This is a genomic window from Wolbachia endosymbiont (group A) of Gastracanthus pulcherrimus (genome assembly GCF_964028265.1).
Taxonomy (GTDB): Bacteria; Pseudomonadota; Alphaproteobacteria; order Rickettsiales; family Anaplasmataceae; genus Wolbachia; species Wolbachia pipientis.
Window position 1 is genome coordinate 1,150,723 of the sequence record NZ_OZ034763.1, and the last position, 16,917, is coordinate 1,167,639.

Consider the following 16,917-nt stretch of genomic DNA (forward strand, 5'->3'; position numbering starts at 1 on the left):
TTATTCCTCATTTTGTTTAGAAATAAGCATATCGTATATATACCACTTATATAACAATGTAAACATTCCACAAACTATAGATAAATCTGCTAAATTAAAGGCTGGCCAATACCAATCATCAATATGAAAATATATGAAATCATATACAGCTCCCCAATAGATCCTATCAACTACGTTTCCGATTGCTCCACCAATCATCAGAGAAAAACCAAGGTAAGTTGACTGATCGTCAGACTTGTATATCAAATATGCAAGTATACCAATTATTAGTATTGAAAATGCTGAAAAAAAGAAACCGCCATGTGGTAAAGCGCTACACATTCCAAAACTAATACCTGAATTCCAAACTTCAACTAGTTTTATAAAACTAGCGATCTCAATTGATTCTCCTTCATCAATCAATGAGTTTATGTACAATTTGCTCGTTTGGTCAATCAATACTATAATTAATATAACAACTAAGCATAACTTTTTCATAAATTTGCCTTTAACCTATAAACTTTAAGTATATCATAATTTATCTGTTTTGTTAACTCCTCAATACTATGGAATTTTTTTTCTGACCTTATGAATTTTAAAAGTTGTATATTGACTTTATGACTATATACGTCTTCATCAAAATCGAATATGTGCATTTCTATTATAGGCTTTTTCAGATCCTTAAAAGTAGGTCTCATACCAATATTGACTACTCCATATAACCAATTTGGATTACTATCAGGAAAAGTCACTCTAGCGTAATATGTGCCAAACTTAGGTTTTATCATGCAATCTTCTATAGGAATATTTATGGTTGGAAATCCTATTTCTCTACCTCTACATGCACCTTTTGTCACAACACCAGAAACTTGATAAGGCCTGCCGAGCAATTTATTAGCAATTTCTATTTCGCCCCTTTGTACATACTCCCTTATTGAAGAAGAAGAGCAAATTTTGCCGTCAATTGTTAATGGCTCTAATTTAGTCAAAGAGTATCCATATATTTCAGAATATTTCTCTAGAGTTAATATATTACCCAATCGTTTATGACCAAAAGTGCAATTTTCTCCGACAATTATGTGTTTAGCGCCATATTTATCTATTAAAATCTCACTGATAAAGTCATCGCAGCTAACCTCAGAAAAACCTCTATTAAAATTAATAATATATAAGTAATCTATACCATAGCTGCTGATTAGTTCCTTTTTTTGTTCTTGGTCTATTAACCTAAAATTGTTTCTACCAAATAAAACAGTTGATGGGTGAGGCTCAAAAGTTAAAACTGCAGAGGGTAATCCTCTTTCTTGTGCTACCTTCTTTAGAGTAGAAATTGCAAACTCGTGTCCTAAATGAATGCCATCGAAATTTCCGAAGGTTAGTGCTATATTATTTTCTATCCCTTGCTCACAATTATAAATAATTTTCATACAATTTGATGTTTTTACATGTTTCTTATATATAATAACTATATTTTAGTAAGCTACGGAGATAAATTGTGAAAAATGTTGTGATATATGTAAAGAAGGGCTGTCCATACTGCATAAGGGCAAAGGATTTACTAGATAAAAAAGGTGTGAAGTATGAAGAAATTGATGTGCTCAAAAACTCAGATCTATTTAACGACATAAAATCAAAGTATAACGTTAGAACAGTTCCACAGATTTTTATCAACGATAAGCACATTGGGGGGTGTGACAAATTGATGGATCTTGAAAAAGAAGGAAAGTTGGATGATATGCTAAATAATAATGACAATCACACTGATGTCACAACCTACACAAACAGCAATGATGAATGTGGAGAGTGTGTTATACCACATGATGATTTTATGTAACTTTTTATCTTGTTTTGTCGTGTAATACGTAAATGAAAACTAGTATGCTCACTTTAAACAATTCTTAATGAATTAAAAATACAATTCATTCAGTGAGTTTTTTTAGTGGGAAAAAATGACAAAAAATATTTCAATTATTAGCAGAAACTTAATTAGTATCGAATTAGTTAACAAACAAGATTTAGAGAATTTCATCAAGATTTTCACAGTGCTTGATAAACATATAGCAGCTAAAACACTTTTTACAGAAGAAGTGAGAATAGAGTATAAACAACACAACGGCATAGAAGTTGTTGAATTGCTAAAAGATACAGACTTTACATATCATGAGGTTGAAAATGTATTGAACCACCTGAGTAAACATGGAATGAAGGTGCCCAGCAGTGTTATAGCACACACCCTTTTTGCTGCATACAATCATGCACTTGAATTTAAGGATGTAGCATTTTCCTTTTCTGAAGGCTCTCCACAATTTAACATCAGAGTGAGTAAGAACACCTTCATAATAACTCCTATGAGTGAGGAGAATTTGGAATTGAATTCACAAAGTAGCAAGAAATTAATAGAGTCGTTACAGAGCGAAAAAAATATTTATGATTGTATAGTAGAAGAAAATACCATTAAAGTTATAGTGCATTCTGAAATACATCAAGCTATAAATTTGATTATAAAATCACTGATAAAGTCTCGCCTTTTAGCAAAAGAGGAAGAAGGAAAATTCAAAGAGAAATTGAGACAACTTGCTTTTAAGGATCAAGCTTTTGTTGAGTATTCCAGTATCAAAACCATCAGTAGGTATCCACATAATCATCCTCTGAGAAAGCATGAAAGTGTTACTAAGGATATAGAAAATATTTTATGTGATTTCATAGCAAATGAGAATAGCGAGTTCGCTATAGAGCGGTTAAATAGGCTGAGCTCAGCAGTTTCTCCGGATACTCCAAGAATCATCACTAAAACTATAGATAAACTTGTTAAGTTTCACTAAGATATACGAGAGCCAATAGATTTCTTGTATTACCTTTTGTCATCCAAGTAGCCTTGGCTACTTGGTTCTTTTTTTGGGTTCCAGCTATGTACATAGCTGTATGAACATTGTAGCCGTTATTCAAGTAGCCCGCAGAAGCGAAAAACTTACTTGACAAACTCCGCCAACTCCCTTATCATGAAACTGAAGCTATTTATTTATCTTCTCTGTACAGATTAAATGACAAAAAAACTCACGTATCTGGCGTATCATGTTTAATTTTTTGCACTATGTGCACCTTATGTCTTTATAAAACTTCTAGGTTTTTACCTAATATAAGCTAAAATGCGCTTATAAAGCATTTAAAACATAAAAAAACGCCAACTTAAAAAATGGATAGTGAATAACTAGCTACCCTAGGGTTTCTTTTGCCTTTTTTTCTGTTTAGTAAATTTCTTAATGTTTATAATTTAGATTAGTTGCGGCTTAAAAGCAACTAAATCGCGGTTATTAAGCGTTTAGAATAAAAAAACGCCATACTTGAAAGTATAATGTAAGTAATTAGCCAACCACGGGGCTTCTTTTGCCTTTTTTTTGTTTGGTAAATTTTTTAACATTTATAGCTAAACGACAACCGTCATCCCACTACTTGTTAGCGGGATCTAGAGATACCGCGAATGAATCGCGGTATGACGGTTCGTGGCGGTATGACGGTTCGCGGTGGCATGACGTAGAATTTTATACTCACCAACTCAGTATTCCAACCTGGATTGTATCTTATCGGTAAAAAAGAAGAGCTATTTTAGGAAGTTTTTATAGGACTAAAACCAAAGAAAACTTGCATATAAGTTTATCAAGATGTAAAATTGAAGTTATTTTAAAAGAATAGGTTAATTATGAATCTTGTAACAAAATCTGCTATCGATTTTACTGCTTCATCTGTTCTCTCTGACGGAGAAATTGTTGATGATTTCTGTCTGAGTAAGCGCATAAAAAATAAGTATGCTGTCCTTTTTTTCTATCCACTTGATTTTACTTTTGTTTGCCCAACTGAATTGATATCGCTCAATAATAGAATAAATGAGTTTGCAAAGCGTGGTGTTGAAGTGATAGGAATAAGTGTAGATTCAAAATTTTCACATTATAAATGGCGAAACACTCCAGTTAATGATGGTGGTATTGGAGAGATTAGCTACACTTTAGTGTCTGATATCAAAAAGTCTATATCAAGAGACTATGGGGTCTTATATGATGACTCAATTGCGCTGAGAGCAACTTTCGTTATTGATGATAAATTTATTGTACGTCATCAATCGATAAATGATTTGCCTTTAGGGCGTAATATCGATGAATTCGTTAGAATCGTTGATGCAATTAAACATAATGAAGAGCATGGTGAAGTATGTCCAGCAGGGTGGAAAAAAGGTAAGCCAGCAATGCAGGCAAGCGATGAAGGAGTAGCTGATTATCTAAACTCATACAGTGAAGAATTATAAATTTAGTACAAAAGTTCTTATTATTGGATCTGGGGCAGCGGGTTATGCTGCCGCTATATATGCAGCACGTGCAAACTTAGAGCCAATTGTAGTAACGGGAATGCAGCCTGGTGGTCAGCTTACAATTACTACAGATGTTGAAAATTATCCTGGTTTTGTTTCAATACAGGGTCCAGAACTAATGGAGCAGATGAGGTTGCATGCAGAAAAGGTTGGAGCAAAAATAATAGATGATGAGATAAAAAGCGTTGAACAACTTGAGGATTCTAATGAGTATAGATTTAGATCTTCGGGTAATATCAATGACTACTACTCGGATGCAATTATAATTGCATCCGGTGCGCAAGCAAAATGGCTTGGTCTCAAGAGTGAAAAGGAATTTCAAGGTTACGGAGTTTCGGCTTGTGCAACTTGTGATGGTGCATTTTTTAGGAATAAAGTTGTAGCCGTGATTGGTGGTGGAAATACTGCTGTTGAAGAAGCAATATTTTTAACTCGATTTGCCAAAGAAGTGATATTAATACACAGGCGTGATAAATTAAGAGCGGAAAAAGTAATGCAAGATAGACTCTTTAAAAATGATAAAATAAAAGTAATGTGGAACCATACCGTAGAGCAGATTCTTGGAGAAGAAAATCCGAAGAAAGTTACTGGTATTATAGTTAAATCAACGGAAGCTCAAGAATTGAAAGTCGATGGAGTGTTCATTGCAATTGGGCATGCACCAAATACGGGTATTTTTAAAGGCTTTGTTGAAATGGGTGAACAGGGTTACATAATTACAAAACCTGGAACAACTTTAACTAGTAAAGCAGGAGTGTTTGCTGCAGGTGATGTTCAAGATAAGGTATATCGTCAGGCAGTAGTTGCAGCAGGAACAGGATGCATGGCTGCGCTTGATGCAGAAAAGTTTTTGGAGTCGTAGTTAATTCTAGGATTTTAGATAAATTGCTTGCAATTTTCCTTTTCTTTTACATAATTATGTTAGTAAATTATTAGATGGGTTTAATATGCTTTATGGAGAGAATAGGACAAATACTAATGGTTACAGATATCAGAGAACTCTAGATGCACCGACACAAAAGTTATTTAAAGCTATTGATGATGAAAATCTAGAAGATTTTAGACAAGCTTTGGAAGGAGATGCGGATGTTAATGCGTTTGATGAGGGATATACACCACTAATGACTATTATCATGAATGGTGATGACAGCCCTATATGCTTAAAAATGATGATGTTGCTTTTACAACATCAAAGTTTAAATATTAATGCTCAAGAAACTAAAGAACGCAATACAGCTCTACATCTAGCCTTTCGCATGGAAAATAGGAATTTTGTACAGATGTTACTTAGACATCCTGAATTAGGTCTAGGCACTGAAAATTCTTATGGAGATCGTTATGGGACACACAGAAGTTATACTCCTAAAGAATATATTGAACAAATTGGGAGAGAGCAGAGGAAAGATTTTTCGCATCTTACAATGGAAATAACAAAAGCACGAAAAGGAAAAGAATTATTAGATGCTCTTTCTAGCGGAAATATTTACCAAGCGAAAAGACTATTAAATCAAGAGCTTAACCCTAATTGCTGGAAAAGAACCTACAATGAAGAAATAGAAACACCGCTTAGCTTAATTATCGAATCGTGTTTACGAGGAATAACACAAGATAACGAAGAAGTATTGACTAAACTTTTAAAACATAAAGACCTAGATTTTAGTCAAATAAAGCCAATACAAGATATAGAGAAAAATCCATGGGTGAAGCAAATAATTGAACAAGCCATTAAAGAGCGATTAACCGGTACTATTAATAGAAAAGATCTAGATGATGTAAAAGAATTGGTAAAGGATAATTGCTTCATAAATCGTGCAATTGTTACTGCTGCATTGAGAAATGTTGATAATCCAATCGAGTCCATTAAAAATTATCTAAATGAAAAATTTCCTGCAAGTGTGGAACAACCTGTGGCAAATACGAATAATATACCAGCAGGTTTTGAGCGGGCTTTTCAAGAAGTTGTAATTGAGCTTGAAAAAATAAAAGCTCAACTTGCAGAAACAGAGCAAGAGCTGGATAGTGCAAAGCAAGAGAAATTAAGTCAGCAAGCAAGGATTAGCGCTCTTACTAATCAAGTAGCTCGACTGACTGAAGAAAGAGATAGGCTTTCATCAGAAAATAGACGGCTCTGTACTGAAAGTCTGAGTAATAAAAACGAAAAACCCTCGCAAGCAATTTCTCCTGGTAAAAAACAAAGCAACTACGCTTCTGCTGCTTTTGTATTATCTGGAGCGTTTGCTGTTGGTGCATGTTTAGCAGTTTTATACGATTATCCAGTAATAGGTGCTTGTCTTACAGCAGTTGCACTGGTTCTTCTTTTAGTAGGATATTTTTTATACAAAGGAGATGAAAAAGACATAGGACCTGGTAGTGCCACAGATAATCCTCGAGTTACAAGGGTTTTGGCTTCTTCTCCAAACTTTGTTGGAAATTCTTATACATATTAAAAACATCTTGATAATTGAGGTGAGTGTAAACTTGAGTGGTCTCAAGACTCGAATGACCAAGCAGTTGTTGTATTGATCTTATGTCAATATCTTCCTGAAGCAAATGAGTAGCAAAACTATGACGAAATGCATGTGGAGATAAGATTTCTGGCAGATTTAATATTCTCCTTATTTTCTGCAAACGATTAGCCACATAAGTTCTTCCCAATTTTTTTCCTCTTACTCCTAAAAAAAGATATTGTGCTTCATCATTAATGCCAAGATAAGGACAGGTTTTTACATATTCCTGTATACATTTTTTTACTACCGGAAGAATGAATACCTGCCTTTGTTTATCTCCCTTACCTGTTACTATTAAACTTTCATTGTTAATATCACTAACCCTAAGGTTCAACGCTTCACTGATTCTTAAGCCTGTACTATATAGCAGGACGATAATCGCAATTTCTCTTTTTACCACCCAAGATTCGCCCAGATCGGATAGTTTCATTTCTTTCAATAAAGTTTTTATATTAGGTATTGATAATGCTTTGGGCAAAGTTCTTCTCTGAATTGGCCTTGATAAGGAAAATACAGCTTCATTGTCTATATTGTAGTTGTTTTTTATGTACTTGAAAAAATTTCTGATTACTGACAATGCACGAGCGTTAGATCTTGCATTCACACCTCTTGCGTAACGAGAGGTAAGCCAACTTCTTAACTCAGGTACGCTCAATTTTTCCAAAGTGCCGACATTTACTTCTCCACCAATGTGAGTATTTAGGAAACTTATAAGATCCTTCAAGTCCCTCATGTATGACTCTAAAGTGTTTGGTGAATAAGATCTGTTGCACCTCAGCCACTCATACCATTTTTCAATGATTGAACCGAGGTCCACAATTATTTTTTAAAGAAAGCATCGATGCACGCATCTCGAAAGGCTTCATTTATATCAGGATGAGAGTGACAAATTCTGTATATATCCTCTGCTGCTGCGCCATATGCCATTGCAACCGCTGCTTCGTTGATTAGCGTATCAGCGTATGCTCCTATGATATGCACACCTAGTATTGTATCTGCTCTGCTACAAGTCAGCACTTTCACGAATCCTTCAGCATCATCAGTGATTTTTGCTCTGCCATTTGCAGCAAATTGACACTTACCCACTTTGTATTCACGGCCAGCATTTTTGAGTTCCTCTTCGGTTTTACCAATCGAAGAAACCGCAGGGTGAGTGTAAATGACAGATGGTATGATTCCATAATCAACGTGAGGTACTTGCCCAGCGATTATCTCTGCAACTGCTACCCCTTCTTCCTCTGCTTTATGAGCAAGCATTGCTCCACCGATCACATCACCAATAGCAAATATTCCTTTCACATTAGTTTCATATCTGTTGTTAACTTGAACGAAACCGCGATTATCTTTTTCTATTTCTTCATCAATACCAAGATTCTCAGTGCATGGTTTGCGACCTACTGCAACCAGCACCTTATCTGCTTCTATAGTATTTGTTTGGTTATCTTGAGCAGAGCAAACTTTCACACTCAAAGAGTTACTACTTTGTTTTATCTCCTCAACTTTAGTGCTAAGTAAAAATTTTATTCCTTGTTTTTGTAGACTAGAAAATAGAGACTTACTTAATTCTCCATCCATTGCTGCAGCGATTCTGTCAAAAAATTCTACTACAGTGACTTCAGACCCTAGCCTCCTCCATACAGAAGACATTTCAAGCCCTATTGCCCCGGCTCCGATTACGACAAGTTTTTTTGGTACTTCAGTTAAAGATAGTGCACCGGTGGAAGAAATAATACTTTTCTCATCGATATTAATTCCTGGCAAAGAAATAACGTCAGAACCGGTTGCAATTACTATATTTTTTGTCTTCAGCACCTTACCTTCAACTGAAACTTCAAGATTACCTTGGTCAAAAGAAGTAATTTCCCCAAGCCCATTGACTTTAGTGATTTTGTGAAGGTTAAACAGATATTCTATACCTTTTCCAAGTTCCTGAACTCTGGCATCCTTATAGCCTAGCATTTCTTTTAAGTCGAAACTTGCGTCCTTAATTTTTATGCCAAACTTCGACAGATCATTTTTCGTGTGAGCATACTGATAGGAAGAATGGAGCAATGCTTTGGAGGGTATGCACCCAACCCGCAGGCACGTACCACCAAAAATGCTATTTTTATCTATGCAGGCAACTTTCAATCCAAGTTTTGCAGCAGCGATAGCACACTTATAACCACCTGGACCACCACCTATAACAATCAGGTCATAATCAATCATAAAGAACAAACCTATTTTCTAAAGAATAAACACCTTTTCCCTCAGTTGTTACATATATTTTATCGTGAGTAAACACTGGAGTGTGAAACACATTGCCAGGTACTTTGACTACCTTTCCTGCATTTTCAGATCCCGGAAAAGCAAACATTGAACCTTTATTGCTTGTCACCCACAGTGTATGGGCATGCATAATTGGAGCAAACAATTGCGTATTTTCTATTAAATCAGATGCCCAGACTGTTTCTCCATTTTTTATATCCAGGCCAATTATTTTATCGTCTTTAGTAACTATAAAAATTCTTCCGCCTTCTTTTTGCTCCTTTGGAGGAATAAGAGGACTGTAATATGATTCAATGTCTGATACACTTTTTACTTGCAGTGACTTTGACCATAAAATATTCCCTGATTTTACGTCAATACCATAAATATAAGAATTGTTTGTAGCTATTAAAGTATCGCCAAGCACTCTCGGTGTAGTAGTTACATCTGTGAGCTGTGTATCCAAAAGGTTTGTAGCCAATTTTTGGCTCCACAATTTTTTACCGTCTTCATTAAAAGCTATTAACTCACCATTTGAAAATGGCGCTATTATTTTATCGTTAGAAATTGCTGGCGATATGGAATACAAACCTCGAACCTCATTGATACCGTTTTGATAAGCCCAAACGAAGCTGCCATCTTTTATATCAAACACGTACAGATAATTATCAATAGTCAATACTACCAATTTATTGTTTATTACTGCTGCTTTCTCTCTTACTGGAGCTCTCAATTCTTTTTCCCACTGAATCTTGCCGGTTTTTGCATCTATTGTGTGTAGAACGTTATCCACTATAAAGAAAACGTTTCCTCTGTGACGCAATAGGCTCATGTTACTAATTTTTTTTCTGTGTGAGAGGTGTAATTTCCAATTCATAGCCTTTGAGTTATCAATATCAAAGGAATATAAAGCGCCGTGCTTGTCTGATAAAATAACGCTATTTTCTGTAAGCACTGGAGCTACATATCCTTGAGATAGTTTTTTATCCACTAGACTTATTCTCTCGCTTGCCATTGTGTAACTGCTACACAATAACATTATCATGACAATTATTACTTTCATTATTTATTGAAAACAAGATTCATTAATATACATCTTAAGAACCTTAATTACAACGGAAATGTTCTTGCTGCATGTTAAAAACGTTGATTTATGAACGAAATATTATATTATTATGTGAGATAATGTATACTCTTAGAGGTAGTACACCTCATCCACTATGCGGCAACGTGCATAGCTGTACGAACATTGAGATATAAAAGTAATTTATACCAAGAAGAAAGATGTCATCCAAATAGCCTCTTTTCCTGTCATCCCAGTGCTTGACACTGGGATGGCTCTGTTGCATCGCAACTGAAAAAATCTGGTGGCTACTGACAAAATTCATTATAAAATAGCCATTTAACCGCTTAAGGAAAAATATGCCACAAAAAATGAGAGTTAGTAACTGCCATGAATATAACAAATTTCTAGAAAAAAGAGGAAATATTTTTCGTTACATCGATAAAGCTATCGAAAATTGGTATGAAAATAGTCCAAAAATGCAGGGCGGCAACTATATTTATAGTGATAAAGTTGTGATTTTAGTGCATATAATCGTTAATCTTTTTAGAATTGGCTTAAGACAAACAGTCGGGTTTATAAAAGGATATTTGCAACAAATAGGAAGAGATTTGGCAGTTATCAGCTATTCGCAAGCTTCAAAAAAAACTTAATATTAAGATCAATGATTGCAGAATTGATAAAAATAATATGGAAGATATCGAAATTGCCATAGATAGCACAAGCATCAGCATTTATAACAACACACAGCAGGGAAAATAGCGCTGACAGAAAATATCGTGGCTATGAACAGACAAGAAAATTGCATGTAATGTTGAATATAAACAGCAAAAAAGCCATAGCTGCAGAATACAGTAACGGTCTGATCACTATGGAGCTTGCGATTTACTTAAAGGAGTTAATTTTCAGCATGCCATAAAAGCACTATATGCAGACAGAGCATATGACAGACATAAACTCTATAAATTGTGTGATGAATGCGGCATAAAGACAAAAATTCCTCCAAAAAAACAATGCAGCAGAGCATCCAAAGTATGGCAGAGAGAAATGCTGCAATTAGACTAATAAAGTCATACAGCGAAGATGGAATGAAGAGGTGGAAAAGGCAAACAAACTACGGAAAAAGATCTTATGTAGAAAGTTTTTTCTCGCGACTGAAACAAACATTCGGGTTTAATTTTCGGAACAAATCTGAAATTAATCGTGGGAAGGAACTGCTACTCAAGTGTTATTTGCTTAATCAATTTACTGACATTGGTATGGCTAAATTTGAAATGGCTACATGAATTTATCGTAAATTACCACCGCATAGTTGTAACATTGTACCATATTACAATGTTCGTACAGTTGTGTGCGCGACCGGGGGTTTTATACTATTCTAGAAGTAACATACGGAAAAGGGGGGATTCGAACCCCCGACATATTTTCATATGTGCACGCTTTCCAAGCGTGTGCTTTAGACCACTCAGCCACCTTTCCATGCTTATTCATAATATTGAAAATTGTACTGCTAAACAATATAAAAACCTGGTATATAGGGTTCACCACGAAAATTCACAGTATTGTTAAACTTGCTTCTGCAAGTTGGAAATGTTTTATCGCAACCTGCGAGTATTGAATATTTATCTCCAGCAAAAATTTGGTATGGAGGCGAAGTAAACAACGTAACTACTTTATTTTTATATTCTTTTACTACACCTTCAAACGCTATTGAGCCAAAGAATTTTACTACTCCGTGCTTATAATATTCATCACTCTCAGTTAAATTCGTGTCTTCAAATCTTCTTTCGTCTATTACTTTAGTGATTGTACTTATTTTACTAAATTTTTTAGTATCGGCTTTACATTTATCATCGCAAAATTGTGCTCTGCATGCAGGAGAGTATAACTCTGCTATGCTTCTCTCAAGCTTTGCTGAAAGCCCTCTAATTTCAACAATAAATCTTCCACTACTTAATGTCACTTTACCAAAAATTCCTGAATGTAGATTCATTGTTCCCTGGGTCAAGTCTTTATAATTCACAAGAAATATTTCAATATTTGCAAAGTCGTACTTTCCTGATAAAACATCTTCTTCTTTAATATCAGCACTATTTAATATCCCTTCAATTTCTAGATTATCAGTTTTTAAATCGCTGTTTAATATTATACTACTGGCTGTAAATCCACTTGAAGATTTATAGAGTATATTATCAATATTTAAATCTTCATCATAGTCAGTGAATCCCATTACTTCTCCACCTGCGAGCTTTAATTTCCAGCACGTAGCGGTGGTAAGTAATTCTCCAGCTAAATGATTTTTTAGTGTGGTTTGCATAGGGGCCTCTTGCTTAATTGATTAAATTTGAAAGTAGCTATACGGCCAGTAGAATAAGGGCAGTGTGTTCTTTTCTCATCATCTAAGTAGCCATAAAGCGTCATTCCGGTGACCATAGGGTGTCATTCCAGTGCTTGACACTGGAATCCAGGAAATTTTGCTTGTAAGTAAGCAAACTGATTTGGTGAGCATAAAAAGTGGCTGATCTTATGCTGAATAAACGCTTTTGATGAAGTTGCATGGAAAGCTGGATCCCAGTGTCTGGGCACTGGGATGACATCCTTCTTGGTGGAGTGTCCTCAAATCACAATGTTCGTACAGTTGTGTGTCACGCACTGGGATGACAGGAGAGAGGACACCATATGTTTATTTGATCGACAAATAAACACTAACAGACAAGAATACACCACAGTTAACTGTGGTGTGTACTGGCTGGTTAGAAAGAAAACTTCACACCAGTAAGAAGGAGAATTCCTTGGTTAGAAGGTACATCAGCATCAGACTCATCTTTCAGCTTACCTGTTTCGTTAGTCATAAAATAATGGAGAGCTGCGTAAGGAACAAATTTGCTCTTACTGCATGCAGGAGACAGATCATATTGAACGCCAAGTGCACCATCATGAAGCATATCTTTGTCATTCATTCTGCTGCCAAAATACGTCAAACTTGTGTAGATATTCTCATGTTGATACCCAGCTCCTACAGTCCAATACATGGTATCTATACTATCTTTACCAAATTGAGCTTTCAGCCCTTCCACTCTTTTGCCATCAGTAGCATCTTTACTATCAATTTCCGTATAGGTATCACCAATTAATTTTTTAATACCCTTCGGTTGACCAGATTTGCCCAAGTATGCAAAAGAGGCAGCAAATTTTACGCCTTGATCTTCATTAATCTTATAATCAGCGCTTACACCCAAATTAACACCCATAAGGTCATTGTACTCTACATATTCATTATAAACATGCTTATCTTTATTTAGTTTTTTTGCTTGACCATACTCACCAACTGCAGAAGTTTTAACTTTTACATTATATTTATCAAAGTCATATTCATATGATGCACCAGCACTTACTATGTGCTCATAGTCTGGACCGACATGCCTTATCTTATCTTTTACCTTACCGTCTTTCTCTTCTTTTTCTTTCACAATAAACAAGCTACTATCATAACGAGGTGCATAACTGATGCCAAACCTTGCGCCCATATAATTTGGTGAGTAGTAAGCAACTCTAAATGGCAGTGTAGTCATAACGCCTTTGTTATATTTCCCTGCCATACGGAAAGAGAATTTTTCACTTTCACTCGAAAAACTTTCAGTGTAAAGACGTGGTGTTACATAAAATGGAAAGCTAGCAGCGCTTCCTTCTAAGTTCACTTTTCTGAACCAGTCACTATCTGCAGCTCCGTCAACAGTCGCAATTCTTGTTGCATCAAGCCTCATCAGAGCCTCAGGACCAAATTGGTAACCAAGCTTCACGTCACCATATTTTGAGTTAACAAACACATGCGCACTTCTGCCTTTTGCAGCATAAACACCCTGTGAAGCTCCCTTACCTTCGGTCACTGGGACATGAAACTGCACGTCAGCACCATAAAGAAGACCTAAATCTTCATTCTTATTTTCTGCTCTGAGGTGCAATATTGCATCAGCAATCATACCCATATCGTTGCTGTAATCACCAATATTTCCTATTCCTTCATAGAATATTGGATTTGCTCCTTTTGTTATATCTGGAGTGGCATTATAATACTCTGTAGATCTGTTTGGCATAACGTTATAACGTTTATAATCTGCGCCACTTGGTCCAGCTTTGCCATAACCTTGAGCATCAACAACACCACCAAAAGTTATTCTTAAATTACTTTGCCCTTGATTGGTATCGATAATATCAACTCCACCAACTGAAACAACAGGACTTGCCTTACCTTTTTCCTCTGTATTTTTGTTAACAACTTTTATATCCTTCTTTACATCTTTAGCTTCAACTTTAGCATTCTTAGTTTTAGAACGCTTAGTTTTTGAAACTTTACCTTTTTCTATATTAGAATTCTTAGCGTTTAGAGCTTTCGCTTTTGAATCCTCTATAAGCTTTGCTTTTTTCTCATTTGCTAGCCTGATCTCCTCTTTTTTCTTCTGCTCGGCTGCTAATCTCATCTCTTCCTTTTTCTTAAGCTCTTCAGCTTTTTTTCTTGGATCAGCATTACATATTCTGTCCATCTTTTCTTTCAGTTTTTTATTTGATGTTTTCATAACTTCTGTTTTTCCAGAAGTTTTTGTGCTCTCTTGCTTTTTTATTTCCTTCATACTCTCATCAAGAAAGTCAGCTGCAAAACTGCTGAAAGAACATAAAGTTAATAAAGAAACTAGAGCAGTTCTAGTATACATAGACTTTTTCATGAAGTGCCCCCAAAAAATTTCGAAATCATATCTTAAATGTAAATAGTATAAAAATGTTGAAAATTCAACTTAAAGCAACCTTATAACGAAAATAAAAGTAAAATGCAATACCTTAAAAGCAACTTTCTTAATATGCTCAACGTGTATATTAACCAAAATTTAGTACAGAGGTTCGCTTGTTAGTGCATTATAACTCGACTATTTATTCTATGGAAGTAAAATTTTTCCACCACAAGTTATTTGCCATTCTTCTTTAAATTTCTTTAGGTATTCTTTTTTTTCGCACTCTAAAAGCAGCTCTTCCACACTTTTGTTGTAGCTTTCAGTAGTAATCCGTCCCTGATGATGCATGAACCTTAAGTAAATCAAATAAGTGTTAATTACATCTGTTTCACAATAATCTCGAATCTCTTGTATCTTGCCGCTATCGTATAAGTCCATAACTTGTGACCCATCAACTCCAATCTTACCAGGAAGATTAAATGCTGCACAAACTTCGTTCATTTTTACTCTCGCAGAAGCTCCAAAATCAGAGAGGGATTCAAGCAAATCACAATGCCAATCACTGCTATATCTCTGATTGTAACTATTCCACTTATCGCCAGCTTTATGAAAATATTCTGCTTGAATGCCATGGACCATAGCACGATACTTCAGCACTGGTATATCAAAAGTGCGTCCGTTGAACGAAACTAATCTTGGCTTTTTCTCTGATATGTAGTTAAAAAATCCTTTCACTAGCTCCTTTTCACTGGAATTTAGTGTGCCTCCAGATCTTATTTCTTGCAGTGTGAACACCTCATAACCACTCTGGTAGCTTATATTGCAAAGTAAAAAACTAATAACTACAACAAGGTGAAAAGGCTGACGCAGAAAAGAGTTTTGCCCGTTTGTTATTTCAAGATGATATTTTGTTAATGCATCCCTCTTCTCTTCTACACTACTATCATCACTAATATTGAGTAAATTTTTGCAGGAATTTACATCTGGTATAGTTTCAATATCAAATACCAATAAAGAATTAAGCATTGCCTATATACTCCTCCGGACGGTCGATCCAAGGTCGCACTTTCACAAATAAAAAGAGGTGTACCTTGCACTCAAATAATTTTTCTAGTTCAGCACGCGCTTCGATATTAATTTTTTTAATATTACTGCCATCTTTTCCTAGTACTATTTTTTTATGATTATCTTTCAACACAAATATGATCTGTTTGATGACTAAACTCTTATCTTTTTTTTCCTCAAATTGTTCAGTTATAACAGCTGTAGAGTATGGCAATTCTTCACGCAAGTTCAAGAATAATTTTTCTCTCGTAATTTCTGCTGATAAAAAATTTGTCGAGGAATCGGTTATTTGATCTTCTTCATAAAACCAGGGGCTCACCGATGCAACTTCAGACAAGTAATTCATCAAATCAGAAAGTCCATCATTCTTTAATGCTGATATCATAAAAACCTTTTCAAATTTATAAAGCAAATTCAGATGCTCATGCGCCATCTTTAATTCAGGCCTTTTTACCAAATCAGTTTTATTGATAACCAAAATGCATCTGCCTTTTGTGCGCTGCAGCCGCATAAATATAGTCTTAATTCTTTCTATATTTTTCAAATAATTGCTTACATCAACAAGCAACAAAGTGATGTCACTATCCTTAACTGCCGACCATGCAGATTTGACTAAAGCTTTTTCAAGTTTTGTTTCTGCTGAGAAAATTCCTGGGGAGTCAGTAAAGACAACTTGTGTGTTGTTGCATGTTGCAACACCCCTTATTTGCGTCCTTGTTGTTTGCACTTTAGGGGTGACAATTGCAATTTTCTTGCCTATGATGCTGTTAATTAATGTAGACTTCCCAGCATTTGGTAAGCCAGCTATGGTTACAAATAAGCATTTTTGTTCTTTCACAAAGAAAATTATAAAGAAAACTGAATGCCCGCGTCAAGCTACTTATATGACAAGAAGGATGACAGAACCCTTTTTGGTTAGCATGCAAAAAGGAAAAAAACTTATTCTACAAATTAAAAATACAATATACTCAA

At 35.2% G+C, this 16,917-nt stretch carries 19 protein-coding genes and 1 tRNA gene; 8 read left to right on the forward strand and 12 right to left on the reverse strand.

The window, feature by feature from the left end; genetic code table 11:
* Together lspA and ribF are read right to left on the reverse strand one after the other, a co-directional pair.
* Positions 1–477 carry a signal peptidase II gene (lspA, locus tag ABWU47_RS05965; protein WP_006279329.1) on the reverse strand — a complete coding sequence of 159 codons (477 nt, stop codon included), beginning with the start codon at positions 475–477 and terminating at the stop codon, positions 1–3.
* Positions 474–1,406 carry a riboflavin biosynthesis protein RibF gene (gene ribF / locus ABWU47_RS05970; RefSeq protein WP_010082493.1) on the reverse strand — a complete coding sequence of 311 codons (933 nt, stop codon included), beginning with the start codon at positions 1,404–1,406 and terminating at the stop codon, positions 474–476. The genes lspA and ribF overlap by 4 nt, the downstream gene beginning before the upstream one ends.
* A gap of 68 nt (positions 1,407–1,474) precedes the next feature.
* Here ribF and grxC point away from each other — a divergent pair, with 68 nt between their 5' ends.
* The 5 genes from grxC (at position 1,475) to ABWU47_RS05995 (ending at position 6,786) form a co-directional block, all read left to right on the forward strand.
* Complete coding sequence (grxC, locus tag ABWU47_RS05975; RefSeq protein WP_007550037.1) at positions 1,475–1,813, forward strand: glutaredoxin 3; 339 nt, start codon at positions 1,475–1,477, stop codon at positions 1,811–1,813.
* 115 nt (positions 1,814–1,928) lie between these two features.
* Positions 1,929–2,801 (forward strand): hypothetical protein, encoded by an 873-nt coding sequence (locus ABWU47_RS05980; RefSeq protein WP_007550039.1) that lies wholly within the window; start codon positions 1,929–1,931, stop codon positions 2,799–2,801.
* 875 nt (positions 2,802–3,676) lie between these two features.
* On the forward strand, positions 3,677–4,276 hold the full coding sequence (locus tag ABWU47_RS05985; RefSeq protein ID WP_012673206.1) for a peroxiredoxin: 600 nt from the start codon (positions 3,677–3,679) through the stop codon (positions 4,274–4,276).
* Positions 4,263–5,201, forward strand: a complete 939-nt coding sequence (trxB, locus tag ABWU47_RS05990; protein WP_077188227.1) for a thioredoxin-disulfide reductase — start codon at positions 4,263–4,265, stop codon at positions 5,199–5,201. Before ABWU47_RS05985 ends, trxB begins: the two co-directional genes overlap by 14 nt.
* 85 nt (positions 5,202–5,286) lie before the next feature.
* Entirely contained in the window at positions 5,287–6,786 is a 1,500-nt protein-coding gene (locus ABWU47_RS05995) for an ankyrin repeat domain-containing protein (RefSeq protein ID WP_077188228.1), read from the forward strand.
* Here the strand turns inward: ABWU47_RS05995 and ABWU47_RS06000 are convergent.
* The 4 genes from ABWU47_RS06000 to ABWU47_RS06015 form a co-directional block, all read right to left on the reverse strand.
* On the reverse strand, positions 6,731–7,663 hold the full coding sequence (locus ABWU47_RS06000) for a tyrosine recombinase XerC (protein ID WP_006279615.1): 933 nt from the start codon (positions 7,661–7,663) through the stop codon (positions 6,731–6,733). The two genes, ABWU47_RS05995 and ABWU47_RS06000, sit on opposite strands and share 56 nt — an antisense overlap.
* 2 nt (positions 7,664–7,665) lie before the next feature.
* Positions 7,666–9,054, reverse strand: coding sequence for a dihydrolipoyl dehydrogenase (gene lpdA / locus ABWU47_RS06005; RefSeq protein WP_077188229.1), 1,389 nt, complete (start codon positions 9,052–9,054; stop codon positions 7,666–7,668).
* Entirely contained in the window at positions 9,047–10,156 is a 1,110-nt protein-coding gene (locus ABWU47_RS06010; protein WP_077188230.1) for a PQQ-binding-like beta-propeller repeat protein, read from the reverse strand. The genes lpdA and ABWU47_RS06010 overlap by 8 nt, the downstream gene beginning before the upstream one ends.
* A 148-nt stretch (positions 10,157–10,304) precedes the next feature.
* A complete protein-coding gene (locus ABWU47_RS06015) occupies positions 10,305–10,442 on the reverse strand; it encodes a hypothetical protein (RefSeq protein WP_353285629.1) in 138 nt (45 codons plus the stop codon).
* 73 nt (positions 10,443–10,515) lie between these two features.
* Between ABWU47_RS06015 and ABWU47_RS06020 the strand changes: the two genes are divergently transcribed.
* The 3 genes from ABWU47_RS06020 (at position 10,516) to ABWU47_RS06030 (ending at position 11,442) form a co-directional block, all read left to right on the forward strand.
* Positions 10,516–10,809, forward strand: a complete 294-nt coding sequence (locus ABWU47_RS06020) for a transposase (RefSeq protein WP_080717625.1) — start codon at positions 10,516–10,518, stop codon at positions 10,807–10,809.
* Between the two features lie 262 nt (positions 10,810–11,071).
* On the forward strand, positions 11,072–11,221 hold the full coding sequence (locus ABWU47_RS06025; protein WP_285520262.1) for a hypothetical protein: 150 nt from the start codon (positions 11,072–11,074) through the stop codon (positions 11,219–11,221).
* On the forward strand, positions 11,191–11,442 hold the full coding sequence (locus tag ABWU47_RS06030) for a hypothetical protein (protein ID WP_022626339.1): 252 nt from the start codon (positions 11,191–11,193) through the stop codon (positions 11,440–11,442). Before ABWU47_RS06025 ends, ABWU47_RS06030 begins: the two co-directional genes overlap by 31 nt.
* Before the next feature lie 106 nt (positions 11,443–11,548).
* On the opposite strand, the gene ABWU47_RS06035 is transcribed toward ABWU47_RS06030, so the two are convergent.
* From ABWU47_RS06035 to era, 6 genes are all read right to left on the reverse strand, one after another.
* A tRNA-Ser gene (locus ABWU47_RS06035) sits at positions 11,549–11,635 on the reverse strand.
* Positions 11,636–11,666: 31 nt separating this feature from the next.
* Positions 11,667–12,473 (reverse strand): DUF2163 domain-containing protein, encoded by an 807-nt coding sequence (locus tag ABWU47_RS06040; protein WP_010962809.1) that lies wholly within the window; start codon positions 12,471–12,473, stop codon positions 11,667–11,669.
* Between the two features lie 100 nt (positions 12,474–12,573).
* A complete protein-coding gene (locus tag ABWU47_RS06045) occupies positions 12,574–12,753 on the reverse strand; it encodes a hypothetical protein (protein WP_155975174.1) in 180 nt (59 codons plus the stop codon).
* 156 nt (positions 12,754–12,909) lie between these two features.
* Complete coding sequence (locus ABWU47_RS06050; protein ID WP_353285630.1) at positions 12,910–14,877, reverse strand: porin; 1,968 nt, start codon at positions 14,875–14,877, stop codon at positions 12,910–12,912.
* 207 nt (positions 14,878–15,084) lie between these two features.
* Positions 15,085–15,906 (reverse strand): 3'-5' exonuclease, encoded by an 822-nt coding sequence (locus tag ABWU47_RS06055; protein WP_006279435.1) that lies wholly within the window; start codon positions 15,904–15,906, stop codon positions 15,085–15,087.
* Positions 15,899–16,783 carry a GTPase Era gene (gene era / locus ABWU47_RS06060; protein WP_077188232.1) on the reverse strand — a complete coding sequence of 295 codons (885 nt, stop codon included), beginning with the start codon at positions 16,781–16,783 and terminating at the stop codon, positions 15,899–15,901. The genes ABWU47_RS06055 and era overlap by 8 nt, the downstream gene beginning before the upstream one ends.
* Positions 16,784–16,917: the final 134 nt, after the last annotated feature.